The following is a 20367-nucleotide window of genomic DNA, read 5'->3' as shown; positions in this document are numbered from 1 at the left end:
CGATAGCGCGGAGCGGTTCGGCACGAAGTGTTTCACCATCGTCTCGACTGTCGAACTGGCCGGGGCGGCGCGCCAAAAGAAACGATCCGCGCCAGCCGGTGCCGTTTTCGCGTGAGGCCGGCGGCAACCAACATCACCCCCGCCCGAAACTTGGCCGCTTCGGATCGTACGTCCACCCCCGCATCGACCAGATAGCGCATCGCGACAGCATCATCGCGCGCCGTGCCGCCGACTTCCCGATACGGCGCATGCGCAGTGCGCCATGTCGCGCTCGATCCCGAGCCCGGTCGCTTCGGTACCGCCGCCTGCCGGCCGACGCGCTCGAGCGGCTCGCGCGTGCGCCGCGCATCGCCTTCCTGCCAGATCCAGTGCGTATCGATCGCGGGGATCGTGCCGGGCGCCGCCGCGGCCGCATGCTTGTAAAGGTCGTGACGCCGGAGTGCGGTATTTGGCTCTATCACTACGATGGAAGCTGAACCCCAATTAGGAGATTCCGATGTCGTGTGAAAAGTGTCGCAATTTTGGTGGAACGAGCTCTAACTATGAATATTTAGGTATAAATATCTCCCGGCACGCAGAGTTGTACCGATGCAAGAATTGTGGTCAATTTCTAGAGATTGTTGCGGAAGCCCGATCTCCGTATTTCCTTACGTTCGAGCAGGCCAAAGAGCACTTTCCGGATGCTCGAAAAGAGCTTGATAATATTGTTCCGCTAAAGTGGCTGAATGAGTAAGCGTAGAAAAAATGCTGCGATGGAGTTGGTGGCTGGAGAAAATTTTCCGGATTTGAAAAATAAATTTCGGTGATTTTTTTTGAATTGGTCAACGATAAATCCGTAATCAGAAAGGTTGATCTTAACATAATGTCATCCGGGTCGAAGGCGCTGCTGATTTTTCAAGCTTCAGATTGAATATGAATAGGCAGCACCCAGCCGAATCTTTGCCGTTTGATGTAAATTGGAGAGATGTATCGCGCAGGTATGGGTGAAGATATTCTGAGAATGCTCTGTCGTTATCGTTATCGTGATCGAGATATTAATTTGCAGCAATTGCGCGCATGGTTAGATCACGAAGGCACGCGTATCGAAGCCAAAATTACACGAGGTCAATTGCTTAAGCTTAAACGGGGAGGCGAGGCGCAGAGCAATGGAGTGATCGCGCAATTGCTTCCGGCGTGCGAGTGCTGTTTTGGGGTTGGTTCGCCCAAACAGTTCGTATCGCGCCTGGAATATCAGCAATATTCACAACGTCGAGATGCTGCCGTTAGCAGCGAAGTCCTAGTGGAAGTGAGTTCGCCTCCTTTTGATTTCGACGGATTAGAGGCAGCGGGTTCCGCAATGTACTATTGCTGCGCTCGGTGCCATTCAATTTGGGTATTCATTGAGCCAGAGAGGATGGAGAACGGCTCATGGAATAGAATTATTTAGAAATTTATTGGCGAACGATGGTGCTCGCGAGTGATGTATCACTTTGATCAACGATGCGTGTTTTGTTCCGGGCCGCAAGGCGAGGATCGAGATTGAGCCGGGCAGGCTGATCATCACGCAGCTGTAAGCGCAACGCCGCGAGATGCGGCCGCGCTGCGCGACGTCGCGCAGCGCGCCGGACAGGGTAGAGCAGCCGTAAGCGGCAGCCGCCCAAAACCGCACATCACCAAGCGATATCGCAAGACGACCGCGACGTCCCCGCGCCACCAGTAGCCGTGCACTTCGTCCCCGATCCGTTGTCGTAGAACGTCCGCGTCTCCGGCTGCGGCACCGACGGATCGAACGGATTCGGCGCCCCGTGCGGGCCGCGCGGCGCATCGTACGGCCGCTGGGGCGCATACGAGCCGCCACTTCCAGCCGGCCGAGAGCCGTTCGCGCGCAGGTATTCATTCCAGTTCTGCTCGCGCTGCTCATACCCGGGCACTGCACGACCCAAACTATCGCTCCCGCCCGCGCCAAGCGCGACGCGGTTCGGGGCCAAGACAAAATCGGGTTCGTGTTTAAAAGAAGGCGGCGATGCCACCAGCGCGTCGCTTGTCACCCGCAACGGCCGCGTATCCGGCGTATCGAACGGGCTCCGTTCGTCAGGCGCAGCGAACTGCACCCGTCGACGGCTCATCCGCGCCGCATGTCCGTCATCCCGGGCAGCAGCACGCCGCTCCGAGCGAAACACGTTGGCGCCGGCCGCTCGATCGGTCAGCGTATCGCGTCCCGAAGCATGGGAAGCAGAAACAGAAAGCGCGCACGCAATCGCGGCGGCGGAAGACAAGCGGACGGGGCAATTCATGGGTGATCCGAAGCAGGTGATGTGCATTGAACAAAACGGCAGATCACTGGCTGGCGGCTGGGCGACGAGCGGGCGTCGAGGCGGCCCTGAAGCGACTGCGAGGCGCGGCGGGCGCGACTTGCAGGGAGGCTGGCTGGATTGCAGAAGCGAATTCGTATTATTTCATGGAAATATCAAAAAGCTTTCAAATTGTTTAGTTTTGGCGATAAACAGAAGAATTTACCGCCTCGCCGAGCGCCCCGTCCTGGTGCGTGCTCCCACAATCATCAGTCGATTGATTTCCGGCGACCGGGCCTTCAGCGGCCCAAAAAAATGCGCCACGGAGATTCCCCCCATCGCCGAACACCAAGCCCAGCAAGGAACCCGCCCCGATCCCCTCGCCGAATAGCAACCCGATTGCACCCAAAACAAACGTCCCCGCCTCCCAAAGGTTGCGCCCCCATCGCCACCCACCCCTCTCAAAAACCTACGTGTTTTCCCTCAGTCGACAGGCATTTTTGACAGACGATTGAAAAACGCTCATATAATTTCGGCTGCCTTGCCAATAGCTGTCGGACCATCCCTCCGAACCAGCAATTTGGCAAGCGGGGCAGGCGAAACGCTTGCGCAATGCAAGACGCATCACGATGTCTTTCCGAACCAGACGTCCCCTTCGGGGACTGCAAGAGCCGGGCCCCGCTACGCAACATTCCGCTGGAGTTCCGTCTTCTATGTGTCTCGGGCGTGTCCCATGTCCTCGCCCCGGGTGCTGTTCGATTGCGCAAGTCATGCCGCCTTTGCCCGTATGACTAAACAACATCGAGGAGCTCCCAGATGACGCTGTCCCGTCTTACGTCCATTTCCGTCGCCGCCGTGCTGTTCGCCGCCGGCGCCGCCGCCGCGCAAGCGGAAACCGTGAAGATCGCCATCGCTGGTCCGATGAGCGGCTCGGTCGCCCAATACGGCGACATGGTGAAGGCCGGCGCGCTGACCGCGATCGAACAGATCAACGCGGCAGGCGGTGCGGGCGGCAACAAGTTCGAAGTCGTGCTGATGGACGACGCGTGCGAACCGAAGCAGGCCGTCGCCGTCGCCAACAAGATCGTCAGTCAGAAGATCAAGTACGTGATCGGCCACGTGTGCTCGGGTTCGACGATTCCGGCATCGGACATCTACGAGAACGAAGGCATCGTGATGGTCACGCCGTCGGCCACCGCCCCGCAGCTGACGGAAGGCAAGAAGCGTCACTTCATCTTCCGCACGATCGGCCGTGACGACCAGCAAGGCCCGGCCGCCGCGCACTACATCATCAACAACGTGAAGCCGAAGAAGGTCGCGGTCCTGCACGACAAGCAGTCGTACGGCCAGGGCATCGCGTCGTCGGTGAAGAAGGACCTCGAAGCCGCGAAGATCCCGGTCGTGCTGTTCGAAGGCGTCAACGCCGGCGATTCGGACTACTCGGCGATCATCACGAAGCTGAAGTCGCAAGGCGTCGATTTCGTCTACTTCGGCGGCTACCACCCGGAAATGGGCCTGCTGATGCGCCAGGCGCGCGAGCAGGGCGTGAAGGCAACGTTCATGGGGCCTGAAGGCGTGGGCAACAAGGACGTGACGGCGATCGCCGGCCCGGCTTCGGAAGGCATGCTGGTCACGCTGCCGGCCGACTTCTCGGCCGATCCGGCCAACGCGGCGCTCGTGAAGGCGTTCGCGGACAAGAAGCGCGATCCGAACGGCGCGTTCCAGATGCCGGCGTACGCAGCGGTGAAGATCATCGCCGACTCGATCGCGGGAGCGAAGACGACCGACCCGACGAAGGTCGCCGCGTACATGCACAAGACGACGTTCGACACGCCGATCGGCAAGGTCGCGTATGACGCACAGGGCGACCTGAAGGCGTTCAAGTTCGTCGTCTACACGTGGCACAAGGACGCGACGAAGACCGCCGCCAAGTAACAACGAAGTATCCGCCCGCGCACCCGCCCTGTCCGAGACCCGGACGGGGCGCGTGCGTATTGGTCGCGCCTCTGACCCGTGCGCGCCAAAGGGCGGCCCGAGACGACACCGTGCGTTGCGCGCGGCCGACCGCCGTGATCCGGCGACGGCACGCGACCCAGCGCCAACGGGAGCTTCCCGCACATGACTGACTTCCTTCCTCAATTCGCCCAGCAGCTGGTCAACGGCCTGACGCTGGGTGCGATCTATGCGTTGATCGCCATCGGCTATTCGATGGTCTACGGCATCATCGGCATGATCAACTTCGCCCACGGCGAGATCTACATGATCGGCGCGTACGTGGGCCTCGTGACCCTCACGGCCATCGGCATCTCCGCCGGCTATCCGCTGCCGCTCGTGCTCGGCGCCGCGCTGATCGTGTCGGTGATCGTCACCGGCCTGTACGGCTTCGCGGTCGAGCGCGTCGCGTATCGCCCGCTGCGCGGCGGCCCGCGCCTCGTGCCGCTGATCTCTGCGATCGGCATGTCGATCTTCCTGCAGAACTACGTGCAGATCGGCCAGGGCGCGCGCGACGTGTCCGTGCCCGTGCTGATCTCCGGCGCATTCGAGATCCATCTCGGCGGCGACTTCGACGTGACGATTCCGTATGCGCGCCTGTTGATCGTCTGCGTGACGCTGGTGCTGATGATCGCGCTCACGCTGTTCATCTCGCATTCGCGGATGGGCCGTGCGTGCCGCGCGTGCGCCGAAGACATGAAGATGGCGAACCTGCTCGGCATCGACACGAACCGCGTGATCTCGTTCACGTTCGTGCTCGGCGCGATGCTGGCGGCCGTCGGCGGCGTGCTGATCGGGCTGACGATCGGCAAGCTGAATCCGTATATCGGCTTCGTCGCAGGCATCAAGGCGTTTACCGCCGCGGTGCTCGGCGGGATCGGCAGCATTCCGGGCGCGATGCTCGGCGGCGTGCTGCTGGGCCTGGCCGAAACCTTCGCCGCGGGCTACATGCCGGCCGAGTACAAGGACGTGGTCGCGTTCGGCCTGCTCGTGCTGATCCTGCTCTTCCGCCCGACCGGCCTGCTCGGCAAGTCGGACATCGAAAAGGTTTGAGGGAGACGCAGATGAGTCAAGTCATTTCCATTCGCCGCCCGGCCGCCGACGCTTCGATCGGCCAGGCGCTGAAGAATGCGGTGGCCGCCGCGATCCTGACGGCGATCCTCACGATTCCGGTGCTCGGGCTGCAACTGAAGCTCGACGGCTATCAGGTGGTGCTGACGCCGCACTGGCGGCCGGTGTGGATCGCGGTCGCGGGCGTGTTCCTGTTCCAGTTGTTCAAGCCGTGGCTGATGCGCGCAAAAGCGGCCGTGAAGCTGCCGGCGGCGCCCGCGATGGGCGCACGGCAGCAGCGCGTGATCATCTGGGTGCTGCTTGCGGTCGGCCTCGTGTGGCCGTTCTTCGGCTCGCGCGGCGCGGTGGACGTCGCGACGCTCGCGCTGATCTACGTGATCCTGGGCCTCGGGTTGAACATCGTCGTCGGTTTCGCGGGGCTGCTGGATCTCGGCTATGTCGGGTTCTACGCGGTCGGCGGCTATACGTACGCGATGCTGAACCAGTATTTCGGGCTGTCGTTCTGGGAATGCCTGCCGATCGCGGCGATCGCCGCGGCGACGTTCGGCTTCCTGCTCGGCTTCCCGGTGCTGCGCCTGCGCGGCGACTATCTGGCGATCGTCACGCTCGGCTTCGGTGAAATCATCCGCCTGCTCGCGAACAACCTGACGAGCCTCACCGGCGGCCCGGACGGCATCTCGAGCATTCCGAAGCCGACGGTGTTCGGCTTCGAGATGGCGCGCTCGGCGAGCGTCGAAGGCGCGAAGACCTTCCATGAGCTGATCGGGCTGGAATACAGCGGCGAGCACATGGTGATCTTCCTGTACCTGATCGCGCTGGTGCTGGTCGGCTTCACGCTGTTCGTGACGAGCCGCCTGATCCGCATGCCGATGGGCCGCGCGTGGGAAGCGCTGCGCGACGACGAGATCGCGTGCCGTTCGCTCGGCCTGAACCCGACGCGCATCAAGCTGTCGGCGTTCACGCTCGGCGCGGCGTTCGCGGGGATCGGCGGCGCGTTCTTCGCCGCGCGTCAGGGCCTCGTGAATCCTGAATCGTTCACCTTCATCGAATCGGCGCTGATCCTCGCGATCGTCGTGCTCGGCGGGATGGGCTCGCAGCTCGGCGTGATTCTCGCGGCGATCCTGCTGACCGTGCTGCCGGAAGTCGCGCGCGGCTTCGCCGAGTACCGGATGCTGATCTTCGGTCTGGTGATGGTGTTGATGATGATGTGGCGTCCGCAGGGCCTGCTGCCCGCGAGCCGTCCCCACGTGGAGCTGCCGCAATGAGCGCACATGCAGAACTGTTGAAGGTCGCCGGGCTGCAGATGCGCTTCGGCGGGTTGCTCGCGGTGGACGGCATCGATTTCGACGTGCGCCGCGACGAGGTGTTCGCGATCATCGGGCCGAACGGCGCGGGCAAGACCACGGTGTTCAACTGCGTCGGCGGCTTCTACAAGCCGACCGGCGGCGACGTCGTGCTCGACGGCCATGCGATCGCGGGGCTGCCGAGCCACAAGATCGCGTTGAAGGGCCTCGTGCGGACGTTCCAGAACATCCGCCTGTTCAAGTCGCTGACCGTCGTCGAAAACCTGCTCGTCGCGCAGCATCGCAAGGTGAAGGCGGGGCTGTTGCACGGCCTGTTCGCGACGCCCGCGTATCGTCACGCCGAGAAGGAAGCGCTCGAACGCGCGGCCGTATGGCTCGACCGGATGGGGCTGACGTCGGTCGCCAACCGTCCGGCCGGCACGCTGTCGTACGGGCACCAGCGGCGTCTGGAGATCGCGCGCTGCATGATCACCGAGCCGCGCCTCTTGATGCTCGACGAGCCGGCCGCCGGCCTCAACCCGCAGGAAAAGATCGAGCTGCAGCACCTGATCGACAAGCTGCGCCGTGAATTCGGCGTATCGGTGCTGCTGATCGAACACGACATGAGCCTCGTGATGGGCGTGTCCGACCGCATCCTCGTGATGGAGCATGGCCGGCCGATCGTGATCGGCACGCCGGAAGCGGTCCGCAACGACCCGCGCGTGATCAAGGCGTATCTGGGGGAAGAGTGATGCTGAAGCTGGAACAGATCCATACGCACTACGGCGCGGTCGAAGCGCTCGCGGGCGTGTCGATCGAGGTGAAGAAGGGCGAGATCGTCACGCTGATCGGCAGCAACGGCGCCGGCAAGACGACGTTGATGATGACGGTATGCGGCGCGCCGCGCGCGTCGTCGGGCCGCGTGCTGTTCGAGGGCAACGACATCACCGCGATGTCGACGCACCAGATCATGCGGCAGGGGATGGCGATTTCGCCGGAAGGGCGGCGCGTGTTCCCGAGTTTGACGGTGCTCGAGAACCTGAAGATGGGCGGCTTCTTCGCGAGCCGTCACGAGATCGACGACGGCATCGAGCACGTGTTCAAGCTGTTTCCGCGCCTGAAGGAACGCGCGGCGCAGCGGGCCGGCACGATGTCGGGCGGCGAGCAGCAGATGCTGGCGATCGGCCGCGCGCTGATGAGCAAGCCGCGTCTGCTGCTGCTCGACGAGCCGACGCTCGGCCTCGCGCCGCTCGTGATCGCGCAGATCTTCGACATCATCCGGACGATCCGCGACGAAGGCGTCACGGTGTTCCTGGTCGAGCAGAACGCGAACAAGGCGCTCGGTGTGGCCGATCGCGGCTACGTGCTCGAAACGGGGCGCGTGGTGCTGGCCGACACGGGCGCGAACCTGCTCGCGAACGACCGCATCAAGCAGGCGTATCTCGGCGGTTGATCGACGGGAAGCCGCCGGCCTGCAACGGGCCGGCGGCGGTGCTGATCTGATTGGCGTGGTCTTCGTCTTGTGACGCTTTGGACCACAGGTTTGCAGGCGGCGTGTAGCCGATTCAGCTTCGATCGTAGCCGAATCGGCTACATTCACTTGCCGATCCGGACCGACACGCGCATTCGGCAAGGCGATATCTCGTAGCCAGGCTTTGCATGCAAACGGCTTTCGCACGATGACGAGCCGGCCGGGCCATCACCAGACAGCGACGCGCCAGCATGGCCGATCCGGTCGTAAGCCTATCCAAATCGCGGATGCGACCGGGGCTCGCGACCCGTCCTACGACGTCGCGGGGCTTCTGTCCGATTTACGCGCGCCGACGGCGCAATAGACTTCCAATCGAGCGAAATGATCGTACGGGGCCGGACACGAAGCCGGCCGACCCACCTCGCTCGCGTCAGGGCTTCGGCATGTCGCTCGACGGTCGCACGCTGCCGGCACCGTCGACGTCGAGCCGCTCTTGGGGGAGCGGCCCGCCCGTATCGGCAGACGAACGGGGAGTTTCCTGAAGCGAGGCGCTGCCCGATTGCTTCCGCACGAAATCGTTCTGCTCCGATGCTCGACACGTGTCGCGCCGGCTCGCCGGCCGACCGTCGACGCGTTGCGACCGGATGCCGTCGCCTCGCGCCGCGTTGGACGGATGCCTATCGAGGGGGTCACCATGACCAGGTCATTTCGTATTGTCAGCGCCGGGATGGTCGCATTCGCGTGCGGCATTGCCGGCTTCCAGGTTCAGGTTGGCGCGGCGACGCTTGCCGGCTACACCGCGCCGTCGCGTATCGCGCACGCGCGATCGCGGCTGGCCGCGACTGCCGCACCGGCGGCCGTGACGGTCCGGCCGGCCAGCGACGGCAGCGACCAGACCGATGCATTGCAGGCGGCGCTCAACGCACTGCAGCCTGGACAAACGCTGATACTCGCGCCGGGACGCTATACCGTGAGCCGTTCGCTGTCGGTGGCGGGGTCGAACGTCGTGGTATCGGGCTACGGCGCGACGCTCGTCGCGACCAATCCGGCCGACCAGACGATCGTGATGCGCGGTGCCGGCTCGACGCTGGTCGGCGTCACGCTGATCGGCACCGGCACGACGCGGCTCACGACGCCCGAGTCGACCAAGGTCGAGGTGACGGGTACGGACGTCCAGGTGCTCGGCGTGACGATCCACGGCGGCGCCAGCGCCGGGATCTTCGTGTTCGGCGGCAGCAACGTCGCGGTCGTCGGCAATGCCGTGCGCGACACGCTGGCCGACGGCATCCACACGACCTACGGCTCGACCAACGTGCTGGTGCAGAACAATACGGTGACGGGCACCGGCGACGACCTGATCGCGGTGGTCAGCTATCTCGGCGACGGACGTCTCAGCAGCAACGTGCTGATCGACCACAATGCCGTGTCGGGGAATGACTGGGGGCGCGGCATCTCCGTGGTCGGCGGGCAGGCCGTAACGATCTCGAACAATACGGTCGACGGCGTGCAGAAGGCGGCCGGCATTCTCGTCGCGCAGGAGGATAGCTGGCATACCTACGGATCGTCGAACGTCGTGATCGACAACAACGTGGTGACCAACATCCAGAACGCGAACGTGAACAACGGGCTGCAGCCGACGCAGCAGGGCGCGATCGAACTGGATACGTGGTCGGGCTCGGTGTCGACCGTCAAGGTGATGCGCAACCGCGTATCGGGATCGGCCTACGCGGGGTTCCGGGCGCTCGGCAACGTATGCGCGTTCCAGGTCTCCGACAACACGTTCGCGTCGATCGTCGGCACACCGGTATCGCTGTTGTCGCGCGGTTGCACGGCCGGCCAGATCGTCGTCAACGGCAACGCGATGGATGGCATCGCGCTGGTTCCGCCGGTCGGCGCATCGTCGTCGGGAACGATCCCGGCTGCCGGCGCGGTGACGGCAGCGATGCCGCGCGTGCGAACCGCGCTGATGCAGTCGCCGGGCGGGGCGGCGTCGGTCACCGGCGCGGCGCGATGACGTGCACGTCGATGGCGCGGCGCCGCCGGCCTGGCCGGCGCGCGCCGCGTGTGAGCTGGCCGGTCCGTATCGTCGTGTCGTCGTGCAGCCGGCCGCGCACGCGTTGCATACGGCGCGACGAGGCCGGTCAGAGCAGCCCCAGGCGTTGGCCCATCGCTGCCGCCTGGGTGCGATTGCGCACGTGCAGCGCCTTGAAGATGGCGGTGATGTGTGCCTTCACGGTTTTCTCCGACAGACCGAGCCGGTCCGCAATGAGCTTGTTCGGCACGCCTTCGGCGATCAGGCGCAGCACGTCGAGCTGGCGCAGCGTCAGACGCGGCGCGTCGGGTTCGTGCGCGGGCAGGGGATCGCGATGGGTCGACTGCGTGTCGAGCAGCAGCGGCGGCACGTACCGCTCGCCGTTCATGACCATCCTGATCGCCGACAGCAGCGTGTGCGCGGTGGCGGACTTGGGAATGTAGCCGAGCGCGCCATGCGTGAATGCGGCGCGCACGTCCCGCGGATCCTCGGACGACGACAGCACGATGATCGGCAGCTCGGGCCGGATCTGCGTGATCGCGGCAATCGCGGCGAAGCCGTCCATGCCGTTCATTTTCAGATCGAGGACGATGACGTCGAGGTCGGTGTGCAGCTCGAGCAGCCGCATCGCATCATCGGCATTGCTTGCCTGAATGTCGACCATGCCGCCGTTATCCTGGCGCAGCAACGTTGCCACGCCGTCGCGCAGAACCGGATGATCATCGACAATGAGTATTTTCATGTAAATAAAAATAAAGTCGGGGGCGGATCTCTTCTGCTCTGGGAGAACCCGGCTTTTCGGAAAGTCTTAATACTTTGGTCGTATTCGACTTTGTTTTGCCATGGCCTAACGTCGGATTTACATCGGGAAATGCAAGGTCGACACTGGGCTGTCGCGGTTTTCTGTGCGCCAGGACACACAACGACGATCGCGACTGCAGGAGCCTGGGCGCATGGCGCGAGCCGAGAATTTCGGGGCACGATTGAACCTGGGTGCTGACTATACGATAAAAAGAACCGAACGTGCCAATACGGGGCGCACTGTCTATTGCGATTGATTTCCTTCCGGAATTCTGGCAATTGACGTTGAATCAGCCGATTCGCGCCATGAAATAACGCATGTTCCGGGGTACGAATTGGCGAGACGTCTCCATCGGCCTGATTCAGGATCAATCAAGGTGCAATATGGGAACTAGCAATGAAAAGGGTTCAATTCGAGATCTGAATTTATCTTGTCTGTGGCGGGCGCAGCGATTGCTGCTGACGGACCGGGCGATCGGCATGTTTCGTCTCGGCGCGACGCCGGAAGTCGCCGGCATCTCGAAAGCCTGTCGATGCGACCGATGATGACCGTGGCATCGTCGGAGCAGTTGCTCTGCGTGCTGCGCCTGAACCGTTGCGGGACGGTCGCGGCGCTCGCGCGGCCCGATCCGCTGGAGCCGGCCGCGGCATCCGGACGCACGCCGTGCTGCTAGATTTCGATGCCGTGCGCGTCCGTGTCGGCTGTCGAGCGTCGTCGCGCACCGGCGGCGACGAGATTGCCGACGGCCGCCCGCAGCTTGCCGTTCGGCAACGGCCGGTGGAGCAGAACCAGCCCGTGCGCATGCGCGGCGGCCAGTTGTTCGTCGGTCGTATCGCCGCTGATCAGCAGCGCCGGAAGCGCCGGATCGACTTCCTCGCGCAGCCGCTCGATCACGGCGATGCCGTTTTCGCCGCGCGGCGGCAGGTAATCGCAGATCAGCAGGTCGGGCCGACGCGCGCAGGCCGCCAGCCGCTCCAGTGCATCTTTCCCCGAGCGCGCCGCGATCGTTTCGTAGCCCCACGTCGCAAGCAGTTCGGACAATCCGGTGCGGGTCGCGCGGTTGCCGTCGATCACCACCACGAGCCCCGTCGACGCCGGCACGTCGTAGTGGCCGGCGAGCGGCATGTCGAGCGGGGCCGGCCTGCGCGTGGCGAGCGCGACCTCGACTTCGAAGCACGATCCGCGTCCGGGCTCCGAGTGCACGCTCAACCGGCAATCGAGCAGCGCGGCGAGTCGCCGCACGATCGCGAGCCCGAGGCCGAACCCTTTTTCATGGTCGCGCTCGGCGTTGCCGATCTGGTAGTACTCGTGGAACACGAGCTTCTGCAGATGATCGGGAATGCCGCAGCCCGTGTCCCAGACCTGGACCGCGAGGTGCGTGCCGCGGCGCCGGCAGCCGACGACGACCTTGCCGCGATCGGTATAGCGCACCGCGTTGGACACGAGATTGCGCACGATGCGTTCGATCAGCACCGGATCCGAGTGAACCACTGCGCGGCACGGAATGCGCGTCAGCGCGATGCCTTTGGTCTGGGCATCGAGCAGGCAGTCGTTGCAGACGTATTCGAGCACGGTGTCGATCGCGAACGGCCGGCATCGCGCTTCGACGCCGCCGGCGTCGAGCCGGGACAGGTCGAGCAGCGCGCCGAACAGACGGCCGAGCGCATCCGACGCGCGTTCGATGCGCTCGACGAGCCGCTGCCCTTCCGACGGCATCGGGATGCCGTGCAGTGCGCCGATCAGCAGATTCAGCGCATGCGCGGACTGCCGGAGATCGTGACTGGCCGCCGCGAGGAATTGCGATTTCGCGAGACTGGCTTCATCGGCGAGCCGCCGCTGGCAGCGGAGATCGACGGCGAGCCGCTCGATCCGTTCGTTCTGCAGTTGCAGATCGCCCGCGGTGTGTTCCGCACTGAAACGCAGGCGGATGTTTTGCGTTGCGGCCCAGTTCGCCTGCCGGCCGAGATAGCCGACCACGCACGCGATCATCAGCATCATCGGCGCGGTGGCCTGCTGGCTCGCATTCGGCGAAACGATCGCGGCGCCGATGGTCGGGAGGGTGGCCGGCAACAGAAAGGCGATGAACGCAGGGAAGTACGTACTGAGCGCCGGTATCGCGCCGGCAACCATGCTGAAGGTCGCGATGGTGACGAGGCTCGCGATCCGGAAGTCGGCGCCCGTCGCGAGATGAATCGATGCCCATCCCCAGCCCATGCCGGCGGCCGTGCTGAAGGCCAGCAGCCAAAGGGCCCAGCGCTGCCAGTGGGCGGCGGATGTCGGCGACCGGCGGTACAGGCGCGACAGGAAAACCTGGCCCGCCGAACACACCGCGATGCAGATCATCCATGCATAGCCGGACATGGGGTCCAGCTGGCCGAGCGCGTCGATCGAGAGGGTCGCGGAAACGGCAAGCAGCGTCCCGCCGATGACGTAGGGCGTGACGGCGTCGTAGACGATCCTGACCTGCTCGGAGGCTATCTGGTCATGCGGCTGCATGTGCGCTCGCTGAGATCACGGCGGATTGCTGCGGGGAGTATCGGCGCGCCCGGCACAGACGCGTATTCCCGTAGCACAAGCATAGTCGCTGTGAGCAGGCAAACGTCGTATTTTTTGCTGCAGCCGGAGAAATATACGGAGTGCGAATTGATTGACAATCGTCGTGTTGGATTTGTCCGTGTCGGGTTGTATTGTGTTTTGGCGGTGTTCAATCTGTTACACGTATCGCGGCAGCGCTTCCATGTACGCGACCCGTCCGGCAAGCTCGTCAACGTGCTCGCACATCGCTGAGCGGCGACGGCGAGCCGGGCACGCCGGCTTCACGCATGCAACGCCAGCCCCTTCACCGCCTTGTCGATGGCCTTCTTCGGCCCGTGCAACGCCAGGCCGACCAGATCGGGATGCTCCGCATCCTCGGCGCGAAACGCTTCGCGATTGGCCGCGTCGTGCCCGGTCGAAAACATCGCCCGCACGTAGGGCACGATCGTCAGTTCGCGCGACAGCGCCTGACGGTGCGCGGCCTGCAATCCGTTCAGATCGGCCGCGAACACCAGCATCGGTTGGCCGAGCATCCGGCCGTAGCGGCGCCCGGCCGCATCCTCGTAAGGCTCGCCGAGTGCGTCGGGCGCACCGGCCGCGACGCCCGTCGCGAGAAACGCGACGACATTGAGTTTCTGCCACGCGGCGAGATCGTCGCGCACGATCAGCGCTACTTTGGTATCGAACATGCTTGCTCCTGGTTGGAGCGCTCATGATCGGGCGTCGTGCGCGATCAGTCTGGAACGTTTGTGCAGAGTTGCCGGTACGCGGCTGGCGTGATCCGGTACGCGCGGCGGAACCAGCGGCCGAGGTGGCTCTGGTCGGCGAAGCCGACATCCGCCGCCGCCTGCGCGGGCGTGCGGCCGGCGGCCAGCAGCTTTCGCGCGGCACGCAGCCGCAAGCGCACGAGGTACGCGTGCGGCGACGTGCCGAACGCGCGCTGGAACATCCGCGTCAGCCGGAACCGGTCGATGCCGGCGACGCTCGCGAGTTCGTCGAGGCCGATGTTGCCGTCCATGTGTTCGTGCAGCAAATCGCGCACGCGTGCGATCGCGGGCGGCACGACGCCGCTTTCCAGCGCGAGCGGGCCGCCCAGTTGGCTGCCGAGCCGCGTCAGCAGGCGGTCGAGCGTCTGGTCGCGCGCGAGCCGGCCTTCGTTGTCGTGGATCGCGAAGAAGGCGTTCCGGATCGCATCGACGAGGCCGCGATCGTCGACGAGCGTATGGCCGAACGTGGCTTCGACGCTGCCGAGGCCCGGCAGGTCGAGCCGGCGCGCGGCGCGCTCGACCCACGCCTGCGGCAGGTACAGCATTCCGTACGTGAAGCCGCCGGCTTCGGGTGCATGGCCATCGTGCATCGCGCCCGGCTCGATCAGGATCGCGCGGCCCGGCACGCTGGTATGCAGCGAACGGTGGCACTGGAAGCGCTGCACGCCCTGTTCGGTGAAGCCGACCAGCATGTCGTCGTGATCGTGCGCATCGTACGCATGGCCGTTGAAATGCGCGTGCAGGCTTTCGATGCCGGTTTCCGCATCGCGGCGCGCGACGAGCCAGTGGTCGGTCGTGCCGACGGCTTTTGCGTCTGTCGTCATCGGGTGCCTCGTGCGTCGTCGTGGCGTGACGGAACGGGGTTGCAGGTAGGGGAACAGCAAAGGCGCGTGCGGTTCACGCTTCGTTCACCGTCGCCTGTTCGTCGCGCGCATATTGCGCGGGCGGCCGGCCGACATGCCGCGTGAACGCGACGCTGAAGGTGCTCGCCGAGCTGTAGCCGACGCGCGCCGCGATTTCGGCGATGCGGCCTTCGTTGCGGCGGAGCAGATCCTTCGCGAGCGCCATGCGCCACGTCAGCAGGTATTCCATCGGCGCGACGCCGACCGCTCGGCTGAAGCGTTCGAAGAACGTCGAGCGCGACAGCGCGGCTTCCTTCGCGAGTTCGACGATCGTCCACGGGTGCGCGGGGCGTTCGTGCATCCGGCGCAGCGCAGCCGCGAGCCGGCTGTCGGCGAGCCCGCGCACGAGCCCGGGCGACGTGTGCGTGCCGGTCGTGAACCGTATCGCCTCGATCAGCAGCACTTCCAGCAGGCGCGCCAGCACGATTTCGCGGGCCGGCCGCTGCGCGCGGGATTCGTCGCGCACCAGTTGCACGAGCGTGGTCAGCCGCGGCTCGCCGCGTACGTGCACGAAGCGCGGCAGCAGCGACACCAGCAGCGCTGCGTCGGGCGAACCGAAGCTGCAGTTGCCGGCCATCATCCGCGTGTCGACCGGGTTCGCGGGGTCGCCGATCCGGTATTCGCCGTGCTCGAGCATGACGGGCGGCGCGGTGTCGACGCCCGGCGGCGGCGGTTCGAGGCTCGACATCGCCACGCCGTAGGCCGCCGGAATCAGCATGAAGTCGCCGGCCAGCAGCTCGATCGGCGCGTGCCCGTCGATCGCGATCCGGCAGCCGCCGTCGAGGACCGCGCAATAGAACGGCTCGCCGGCGACCGTGCGGTTGATCGCCCACGGGCTCGCGCCGCGCACGTACTTCGAGTACCGCGCGCCCGGTTGCAGCAGCGTCACGACTTCGGTTAGCGGGTCGATCATCAATTGCTCCGAGAAACCCCGTCCGTCAGGACGGGGAGGAAAGGAGTGCTGTTGACAGGCTGCTTCTTCCACGGGTTAGGATCACCTGCATGATCCTTGTCTACCGCTACCGGGTGAAGTCGCTCAACGGACTGCTCAACAAGCAGAGCCGTGCGGTGAACTACGTCTGGAACTTCTGCAACGACACGCAGAAGCACGCGCTCAAGTGGGGCAAGAAGTGGCCGACCGGGTTTGACCTGAACGTGCTGACGACCGGCAGCAGCAAGGAACTCGGTATTCACTCCGGCACGGTGAACGCAACATGCGAGCAATATGCGAAGTCGCGCAGTCAGCACCGTCGCCCGTACCTGCGCTATCGCGGCAGGAAGTCGTTGGGCTGGGTGCCGCTGAAGGGGCGTGACCTGAAGCGCGAAGGTGACGCGTTTCGCTTTGCCGGCAACACCTTCCGCGTGTTCAACAGTCGACCGCTTCCCGAAGGCAAGATCAAGGACGGGACCAACTTTGCGCAGGATGCACGCGGCAACTGGTTCTTGAACATAGCGATCGAGATGCCGGATGTGCAGGCCCGACCTATCCGTTCCGGTGTTGGCATCGATCTCGGCCTGAAAGACTTCGCCACACTTTCGACGGGCGAGAAGCTGCCCAATGACCGGTTCGGTCGACGAGCGGCAGAAAAGCTGGCGAAAGCACAAGCGGCATATCGCGAAGCTGCACGCCAAGGTCGCGAATGCGCGTGCCGATTTCCAACACAAGCTCGCGCTCGATCTGGTGCGGCGTTTCGATTACATCGCGGTTGGCAACGTATCTGCCGTCAAACTTGCCAGAACCAGGATGGCGAAGAGCGTCTACGACGCATCCTGGTCGTCCTTCCGAAACACGCTCCGTTACAAGGCGATGGCGCACGGAGTCACGTTCGAGGAAGTCGACGAAAGCGGTTCGACCCAGTCCTGTTCGTCGTGCGGATCGAAAGACAGCACGACGCGGCCGAAAGGTATCGCGGGACTGCGAATAAGAGAGTGGGCCTGCAGTGACTGTGGTGTCGAGCATGATCGAGATACCAACGCTGCGTTGAACATTCTCCGATGCGGACGTGCATCGCCAGGTGTGGGAATCCTCTCCCTTTAGGGAGATGAGGACGTCAACGCCGGACTCTCGCAAAAGAAAAGCGGATTGCTGATTGTAGCGAATACGGCGCCGGCCATCTATCGTACGGACACGTGCTCAACACACCCCAAGGAGTTCGCATGAAAACCGTACTGATTACCGGCTGTTCCTCCGGCTTCGGCCTCGAAATCGCCCGCCATTTTCTCGCGCGCGACTGGCAGGTCGTCGCGACGATGCGCAAGCCGGCCGACGACGTGCTGCCGCCGTCGGCGCGTTTGCGCGTGCTGCCGCTCGACGTGACGAATGAGGACAGCATTCGCGCCGCGATCGACGCCGCCGGCCCGATCGACGTGCTCGTCAACAACGCGGGCTTCGGCGCGGCCGCACCGGCCGAACTCACGCCGCTCGGCACGGTGCGCGCGCTGTTCGACACCAACACGATCGGCACGATCGCGGTGACGCAGGCCGTGCTGCCGCAGTTTCGCGCGCGTGGCGCCGGCGTGGTCGTGAACGTCACGTCGAGCGTCACGCTGAAGGCATTGCCACTGCTCAGCGCGTACCGCGCGAGCAAGGCGGCAGTCAATGCCTATACCGAATCGATGGCGGCCGAACTCGAACCGTTCGGCGTGCGCGCGCATCTCGTGCTGCCGGGCCGCGCGCCCGACACGCGTTTCTCCGACAACGCACGGGCCAACATACACGGCTTCGAGCACGAAGCGTATGCGGAATTCGTCGGCAAGACCGTGGCGCGGATACTCGATGCGTCGGGGCCGATCACCCACGCGCAGGACGTTGCCGAAGCCGTGTGGCGCGCGGCGACCGATTCGTCGAGCCCGATGCGTATTCCGGCCGGCGCCGATGCGCTAGCGTGGGCGGCGGAAGCGGGTTGATCGAGCGGGAACCCGTCGCGCCGGTCGGTTGAGCCGGTACGACGGATCGCGTGAGGTCGAGAACGGCGTTACGTCAAAGCGCGCGTAATCGCCTGCTCCAGCAGCGACAGGCCGAGATCGATCTCGTCTTCGCTGACGGTCAGCGGCGGCGCGATCCGGAACACGCCGCCCATGCCGGGCAACTGCACGATGTTCATGCTGAGCCCGAGCTTCATGCATTCGCGCGTGATCTTCGCGCCGAGCCCGTCCGCCGGCTCCTTGGTGCGGCGATCCTTGACGATCTCGACGCCGAGCAGCAGCCCGCGCCCGCGCACGTCGCCGATGCAGTCGAAGCGCTCCATCAGGTCGAGCAGGCCGCGCCGCAGCCGCTCGCCCATCGTGTTCGCGCGCGCGACGAGACCGTCGCGCTGCACGACGTCGAGCACGCGCAGGCCGACGGCGGCCGGCAGCGGATCGGACACGTGCGTCGTATAGAACAGGTAGCCGAGCTCGTGCGCGCGTTCATCGATCGCCGCGGACGTGACCATCGCCGCGAGCGGCAGCCCGGCGCCGAGCGTCTTCGACAGCGTCAGGATGTCGGGCGTCACTCCGTCGCGCTGGCACGCGAACATCGTGCCGGTGCGGCCGACGCCCGTTTGCGCTTCGTCGAGGATCAGCAGCATGCCGCGCGCCTCGCATTTGCGCTTGAGGGCGGCCATATAACCTTCCGGTAACTCGATGATCCCGCCCGAACTGAGGATCGGCTCCGCGATGAACGCGGCGAGGTTGCCGCTCGACTGGCGATCGATCAGGTCGAACGCGTAGTCGAGTTCGGCGAGCGGGTCGTAGGCGCCGTTGCGTTCGAAGCGCGGCCGGTACGCGAACGGCGCCGGAATCGCGAACGAGCCGACCGACGCCGGGCCGACGCCCTTGCGGCCGGCGCTGTACGTGGCCGACGCGGCTGCACCCGTCATTCCGTGCCACGACTGCGCGAAGCCGACGATCTCGTACTTGCCGGTGACGAGCTTCGCCATCCGGATCGCCGCTTCGTTCGATTCCGCGCCGGTGCTGAGCAGCAGCGCGCGGTCGAGCCCGGCGGGCGTGATGTCGGCGAGGCGCGTCGCGAGATCGACGACCGGCCGCGACAGCATGCCGCTGAACAGGTGGTCGAGCTTGCCCGCGTACTCGCCGATCACGGAGACGATCTCCGGATGGCTGTGGCCGAGCACCGCGCTCATCTGGCCCGACGTGAAATCGAGGATCGCGCGGCCGTCGGCGTCGTAGACGAAGCTGCCTTTCGCGCGCTCGATGATCATCGGCTCGAACGTGCCGCCGTAGCGGACCAGGTGCTGCCTGGCGTTGCGCCAGAAGGTTGCGTCGTCGTTCACGGACATCGGGCGTCTCCGGGCAAAGGGCAGGGATCGCTTGCAGTCTAGGCGCGCGTCTGGTTTGATGGAAACGAATAGTGCTAATGCAAGCTAGAAAAGGAGCTAATACCTTGGCGCTTTCGCTCGAAATCGACCTGCTGCGCTCGTTCGTCGTGATCGCCGAGGTGCGCGCGCTGAGCCGCGCGGCCGCGCGGGTCGGCCGCACGCAATCCGCGCTCAGCCAGCAGATGAAGCGGCTCGAGGAGGCCGTCGACCAGCCGCTGTTCCAGCGCACCGGCCGTGGCGTGGTGCTGACGCACCCGGGCGAGCGTCTGCTCGTGCACGCGCAGCGCATCCTGCGGCTGCACGACGAGGCGATGGCCGACCTGTGCGGCACGGGGCTGTCGGGGACGATCCGGTTCGGCTGCCCGGACGATTACGCCGAAGTGTGGCTGCCGTCGCTGCTGCGGCAGTTTTCGAGCCAGCATCCGCAGGCGATCGTCGAAGTCGTCTGCGGGCCGACGCCGCGGCTCGTCGAACACCTGGAGAAGCGCGCGGTCGATCTGGCGATGATCTCCGTGCCGGACGACGGCGCGACCGACGACATCATTCGCCGCGAACAACTGGTGTGGATCCGCTATCCGGGGCTCGAACCCGCGCATTTCGATCCGCTGCCGCTTGCGCTGTCCGACCGCGATACGCTCGATCACCTCGCGGCTTGCGACGCGTTGAACCGCGCGGGCCGCGACTATCGCGTCGCGTATGCGAGCAGCAGCCTCGCCGGGCTGATTGCGCTGGTGCGCTCGGGGCAGGCGTTCGCGGTGATGACGCAGACGGCCGTGCCGGCCGACCTCGCGATCGTCAACGGCGATCCGCACTTGCCGCCGTTGCCGGCCGTGGGCATTACGCTGAGGTTCGACCGGAAGCGGCCGTCGCACCTGACGGCCGCATTCGCCGACCATATCCGGCAAACGCTGCCGTTGCTGTGA

Annotated in this window: 18 protein-coding genes and 2 pseudogenes; 12 read left to right on the top strand and 8 right to left on the bottom strand. The window is 64.9% G+C overall.

Annotated elements, in window-relative coordinates; all coding sequences use genetic code 11:
- Positions 1-133 precede the first annotated feature (133 nt).
- A pseudogene (locus HWX03_RS37105) lies at positions 134-425 on the bottom strand (glucarate dehydratase); the annotation flags it as partial.
- Positions 426-979: 554 nt separating this feature from the next.
- Between HWX03_RS37105 and HWX03_RS31245 the strand changes: the two are divergent.
- Positions 980-1426, top strand: a complete 447-nt coding sequence (locus tag HWX03_RS31245; protein ID WP_175873903.1) for a hypothetical protein — start codon at positions 980-982, stop codon at positions 1424-1426.
- A gap of 223 nt (positions 1427-1649) precedes the next feature.
- Here the strand turns inward: HWX03_RS31245 and HWX03_RS31240 are convergent, their stop codons facing one another.
- Positions 1650-2300, bottom strand: a complete 651-nt coding sequence (locus HWX03_RS31240; RefSeq protein ID WP_175873902.1) for a hypothetical protein — start codon at positions 2298-2300, stop codon at positions 1650-1652.
- Between HWX03_RS31240 and HWX03_RS31235 the strand changes: the two genes are divergently transcribed.
- The 7 genes from HWX03_RS31235 (at position 2272) to HWX03_RS31205 (ending at position 10101) form a co-directional block, all read left to right on the top strand.
- Positions 2272-2661 carry a hypothetical protein gene (locus tag HWX03_RS31235; RefSeq protein WP_175873901.1) on the top strand — a complete coding sequence of 130 codons (390 nt, stop codon included), beginning with the start codon at positions 2272-2274 and terminating at the stop codon, positions 2659-2661. The genes HWX03_RS31240 and HWX03_RS31235 overlap by 29 nt on opposite strands.
- A 425-nt stretch (positions 2662-3086) precedes the next feature.
- Entirely contained in the window at positions 3087-4205 is a 1119-nt protein-coding gene (locus tag HWX03_RS31230) for a branched-chain amino acid ABC transporter substrate-binding protein (RefSeq protein ID WP_175873900.1), read from the top strand.
- Between the two features lie 183 nt (positions 4206-4388).
- Positions 4389-5315, top strand: coding sequence for a high-affinity branched-chain amino acid ABC transporter permease LivH (gene livH, locus HWX03_RS31225; protein ID WP_175873899.1), 927 nt, complete (start codon positions 4389-4391; stop codon positions 5313-5315).
- Positions 5316-5326: 11 nt separating this feature from the next.
- Entirely contained in the window at positions 5327-6598 is a 1272-nt protein-coding gene (locus HWX03_RS31220) for a high-affinity branched-chain amino acid ABC transporter permease LivM (RefSeq protein WP_175873898.1), read from the top strand.
- On the top strand, positions 6595-7368 hold the full coding sequence (livG, locus tag HWX03_RS31215) for a high-affinity branched-chain amino acid ABC transporter ATP-binding protein LivG (protein WP_174430254.1): 774 nt from the start codon (positions 6595-6597) through the stop codon (positions 7366-7368). Before HWX03_RS31220 ends, livG begins: the two co-directional genes overlap by 4 nt.
- A complete protein-coding gene (locus tag HWX03_RS31210; protein ID WP_175873897.1) occupies positions 7368-8069 on the top strand; it encodes an ABC transporter ATP-binding protein in 702 nt (233 codons plus the stop codon). Before livG ends, HWX03_RS31210 begins: the two co-directional genes overlap by 1 nt.
- Positions 8070-8781: 712 nt before the next feature.
- Positions 8782-10101, top strand: coding sequence for a right-handed parallel beta-helix repeat-containing protein (locus HWX03_RS31205; RefSeq protein WP_175873896.1), 1320 nt, complete (start codon positions 8782-8784; stop codon positions 10099-10101).
- Between the two features lie 127 nt (positions 10102-10228).
- Here the strand turns inward: HWX03_RS31205 and HWX03_RS31200 are convergent, their stop codons facing one another.
- Positions 10229-10861: a response regulator transcription factor gene (locus HWX03_RS31200; RefSeq protein ID WP_175873895.1), complete on the bottom strand. Its 633-nt coding sequence runs from the start codon at positions 10859-10861 to the stop codon at positions 10229-10231.
- 601 nt (positions 10862-11462) lie between these two features.
- Here HWX03_RS31200 and HWX03_RS37285 point away from each other — a divergent pair.
- On the top strand, positions 11463-11594 hold the full coding sequence (locus HWX03_RS37285) for a hypothetical protein (protein ID WP_279608038.1): 132 nt from the start codon (positions 11463-11465) through the stop codon (positions 11592-11594).
- Here HWX03_RS37285 and HWX03_RS31190 read toward each other — a convergent pair.
- The 4 genes from HWX03_RS31190 to HWX03_RS31175 all read right to left on the bottom strand — a co-directional run bounded on the left by HWX03_RS31190 (position 11591) and on the right by HWX03_RS31175 (position 16038).
- Positions 11591-13417 carry a hybrid sensor histidine kinase/response regulator gene (locus HWX03_RS31190; protein ID WP_175873893.1) on the bottom strand — a complete coding sequence of 609 codons (1827 nt, stop codon included), beginning with the start codon at positions 13415-13417 and terminating at the stop codon, positions 11591-11593. The genes HWX03_RS37285 and HWX03_RS31190 overlap by 4 nt on opposite strands.
- A 320-nt stretch (positions 13418-13737) precedes the next feature.
- On the bottom strand, positions 13738-14145 hold the full coding sequence (locus tag HWX03_RS31185) for a DUF2000 domain-containing protein (RefSeq protein ID WP_175873892.1): 408 nt from the start codon (positions 14143-14145) through the stop codon (positions 13738-13740).
- Positions 14146-14189: 44 nt separating this feature from the next.
- A complete protein-coding gene (locus HWX03_RS31180) occupies positions 14190-15047 on the bottom strand; it encodes an AraC family transcriptional regulator (protein WP_175873891.1) in 858 nt (285 codons plus the stop codon).
- A gap of 73 nt (positions 15048-15120) precedes the next feature.
- On the bottom strand, positions 15121-16038 hold the full coding sequence (locus HWX03_RS31175; protein WP_175873961.1) for an AraC family transcriptional regulator: 918 nt from the start codon (positions 16036-16038) through the stop codon (positions 15121-15123).
- Positions 16039-16127: 89 nt separating this feature from the next.
- Here HWX03_RS31175 and HWX03_RS31170 point away from each other — a divergent pair.
- Both HWX03_RS31170 and HWX03_RS31165 read left to right on the top strand, forming a co-directional pair.
- A pseudogene (locus tag HWX03_RS31170) lies at positions 16128-17163 on the top strand (transposase).
- Positions 17164-17282: 119 nt separating this feature from the next.
- Complete coding sequence (locus HWX03_RS31165) at positions 17283-18032, top strand: SDR family oxidoreductase (protein ID WP_175873890.1); 750 nt, start codon at positions 17283-17285, stop codon at positions 18030-18032.
- Positions 18033-18100: 68 nt separating this feature from the next.
- Here the strand turns inward: HWX03_RS31165 and HWX03_RS31160 are convergent, their stop codons facing one another.
- Entirely contained in the window at positions 18101-19405 is a 1305-nt protein-coding gene (locus tag HWX03_RS31160) for an aspartate aminotransferase family protein (protein WP_175873889.1), read from the bottom strand.
- A gap of 77 nt (positions 19406-19482) precedes the next feature.
- On the opposite strand from HWX03_RS31160, the gene HWX03_RS31155 reads away from it, so the two are divergent.
- Positions 19483-20367, top strand: coding sequence for a LysR family transcriptional regulator (locus tag HWX03_RS31155; protein WP_175873888.1), 885 nt, complete (start codon positions 19483-19485; stop codon positions 20365-20367).

It is taken from the genome of Burkholderia sp. BCC0397, assembly GCF_902832865.1.
Classification (GTDB): domain Bacteria; phylum Pseudomonadota; class Gammaproteobacteria; order Burkholderiales; family Burkholderiaceae; genus Burkholderia.
The sequence above is the reverse complement of the archived record's forward strand: the minus strand, read 5'-3'. Positions and strand labels throughout refer to the sequence as shown.

Excerpts from the sequence above, each read along its gene's own strand:
- HWX03_RS31245 (WP_175873903.1), top strand. The coding sequence starts at position 980 with ATGGGTGAAGATATTCTGAGAATGCTCTGTCGTTATCGTTATCGTGAT.
- HWX03_RS31235 (WP_175873901.1), top strand. The coding sequence starts at position 2,272 with ATGGGTGATCCGAAGCAGGTGATGTGCATTGAACAAAACGGCAGATCA.
- HWX03_RS31240 (WP_175873902.1), bottom strand. The coding sequence starts at position 2,300 with ATGCACATCACCTGCTTCGGATCACCCATGAATTGCCCCGTCCGCTTG.
- HWX03_RS31230 (WP_175873900.1), top strand. The coding sequence starts at position 3,087 with ATGACGCTGTCCCGTCTTACGTCCATTTCCGTCGCCGCCGTGCTGTTC.
- livH (WP_175873899.1), top strand. The coding sequence starts at position 4,389 with ATGACTGACTTCCTTCCTCAATTCGCCCAGCAGCTGGTCAACGGCCTG.
- HWX03_RS31220 (WP_175873898.1), top strand. The coding sequence starts at position 5,327 with ATGAGTCAAGTCATTTCCATTCGCCGCCCGGCCGCCGACGCTTCGATC.
- livG (WP_174430254.1), top strand. The coding sequence starts at position 6,595 with ATGAGCGCACATGCAGAACTGTTGAAGGTCGCCGGGCTGCAGATGCGC.
- HWX03_RS31210 (WP_175873897.1), top strand. The coding sequence starts at position 7,368 with ATGCTGAAGCTGGAACAGATCCATACGCACTACGGCGCGGTCGAAGCG.
- HWX03_RS31205 (WP_175873896.1), top strand. The coding sequence starts at position 8,782 with ATGACCAGGTCATTTCGTATTGTCAGCGCCGGGATGGTCGCATTCGCG.
- HWX03_RS31200 (WP_175873895.1), bottom strand. The coding sequence starts at position 10,861 with ATGAAAATACTCATTGTCGATGATCATCCGGTTCTGCGCGACGGCGTG.
- HWX03_RS37285 (WP_279608038.1), top strand. The coding sequence starts at position 11,463 with ATGATGACCGTGGCATCGTCGGAGCAGTTGCTCTGCGTGCTGCGCCTG.
- HWX03_RS31190 (WP_175873893.1), bottom strand. The coding sequence starts at position 13,417 with ATGCAGCCGCATGACCAGATAGCCTCCGAGCAGGTCAGGATCGTCTAC.
- HWX03_RS31185 (WP_175873892.1), bottom strand. The coding sequence starts at position 14,145 with ATGTTCGATACCAAAGTAGCGCTGATCGTGCGCGACGATCTCGCCGCG.
- HWX03_RS31180 (WP_175873891.1), bottom strand. The coding sequence starts at position 15,047 with ATGACGACAGACGCAAAAGCCGTCGGCACGACCGACCACTGGCTCGTC.
- HWX03_RS31175 (WP_175873961.1), bottom strand. The coding sequence starts at position 16,038 with ATGATCGACCCGCTAACCGAAGTCGTGACGCTGCTGCAACCGGGCGCG.
- HWX03_RS31165 (WP_175873890.1), top strand. The coding sequence starts at position 17,283 with ATGAAAACCGTACTGATTACCGGCTGTTCCTCCGGCTTCGGCCTCGAA.
- HWX03_RS31160 (WP_175873889.1), bottom strand. The coding sequence starts at position 19,405 with ATGTCCGTGAACGACGACGCAACCTTCTGGCGCAACGCCAGGCAGCAC.
- HWX03_RS31155 (WP_175873888.1), top strand. The coding sequence starts at position 19,483 with ATGCAAGCTAGAAAAGGAGCTAATACCTTGGCGCTTTCGCTCGAAATC.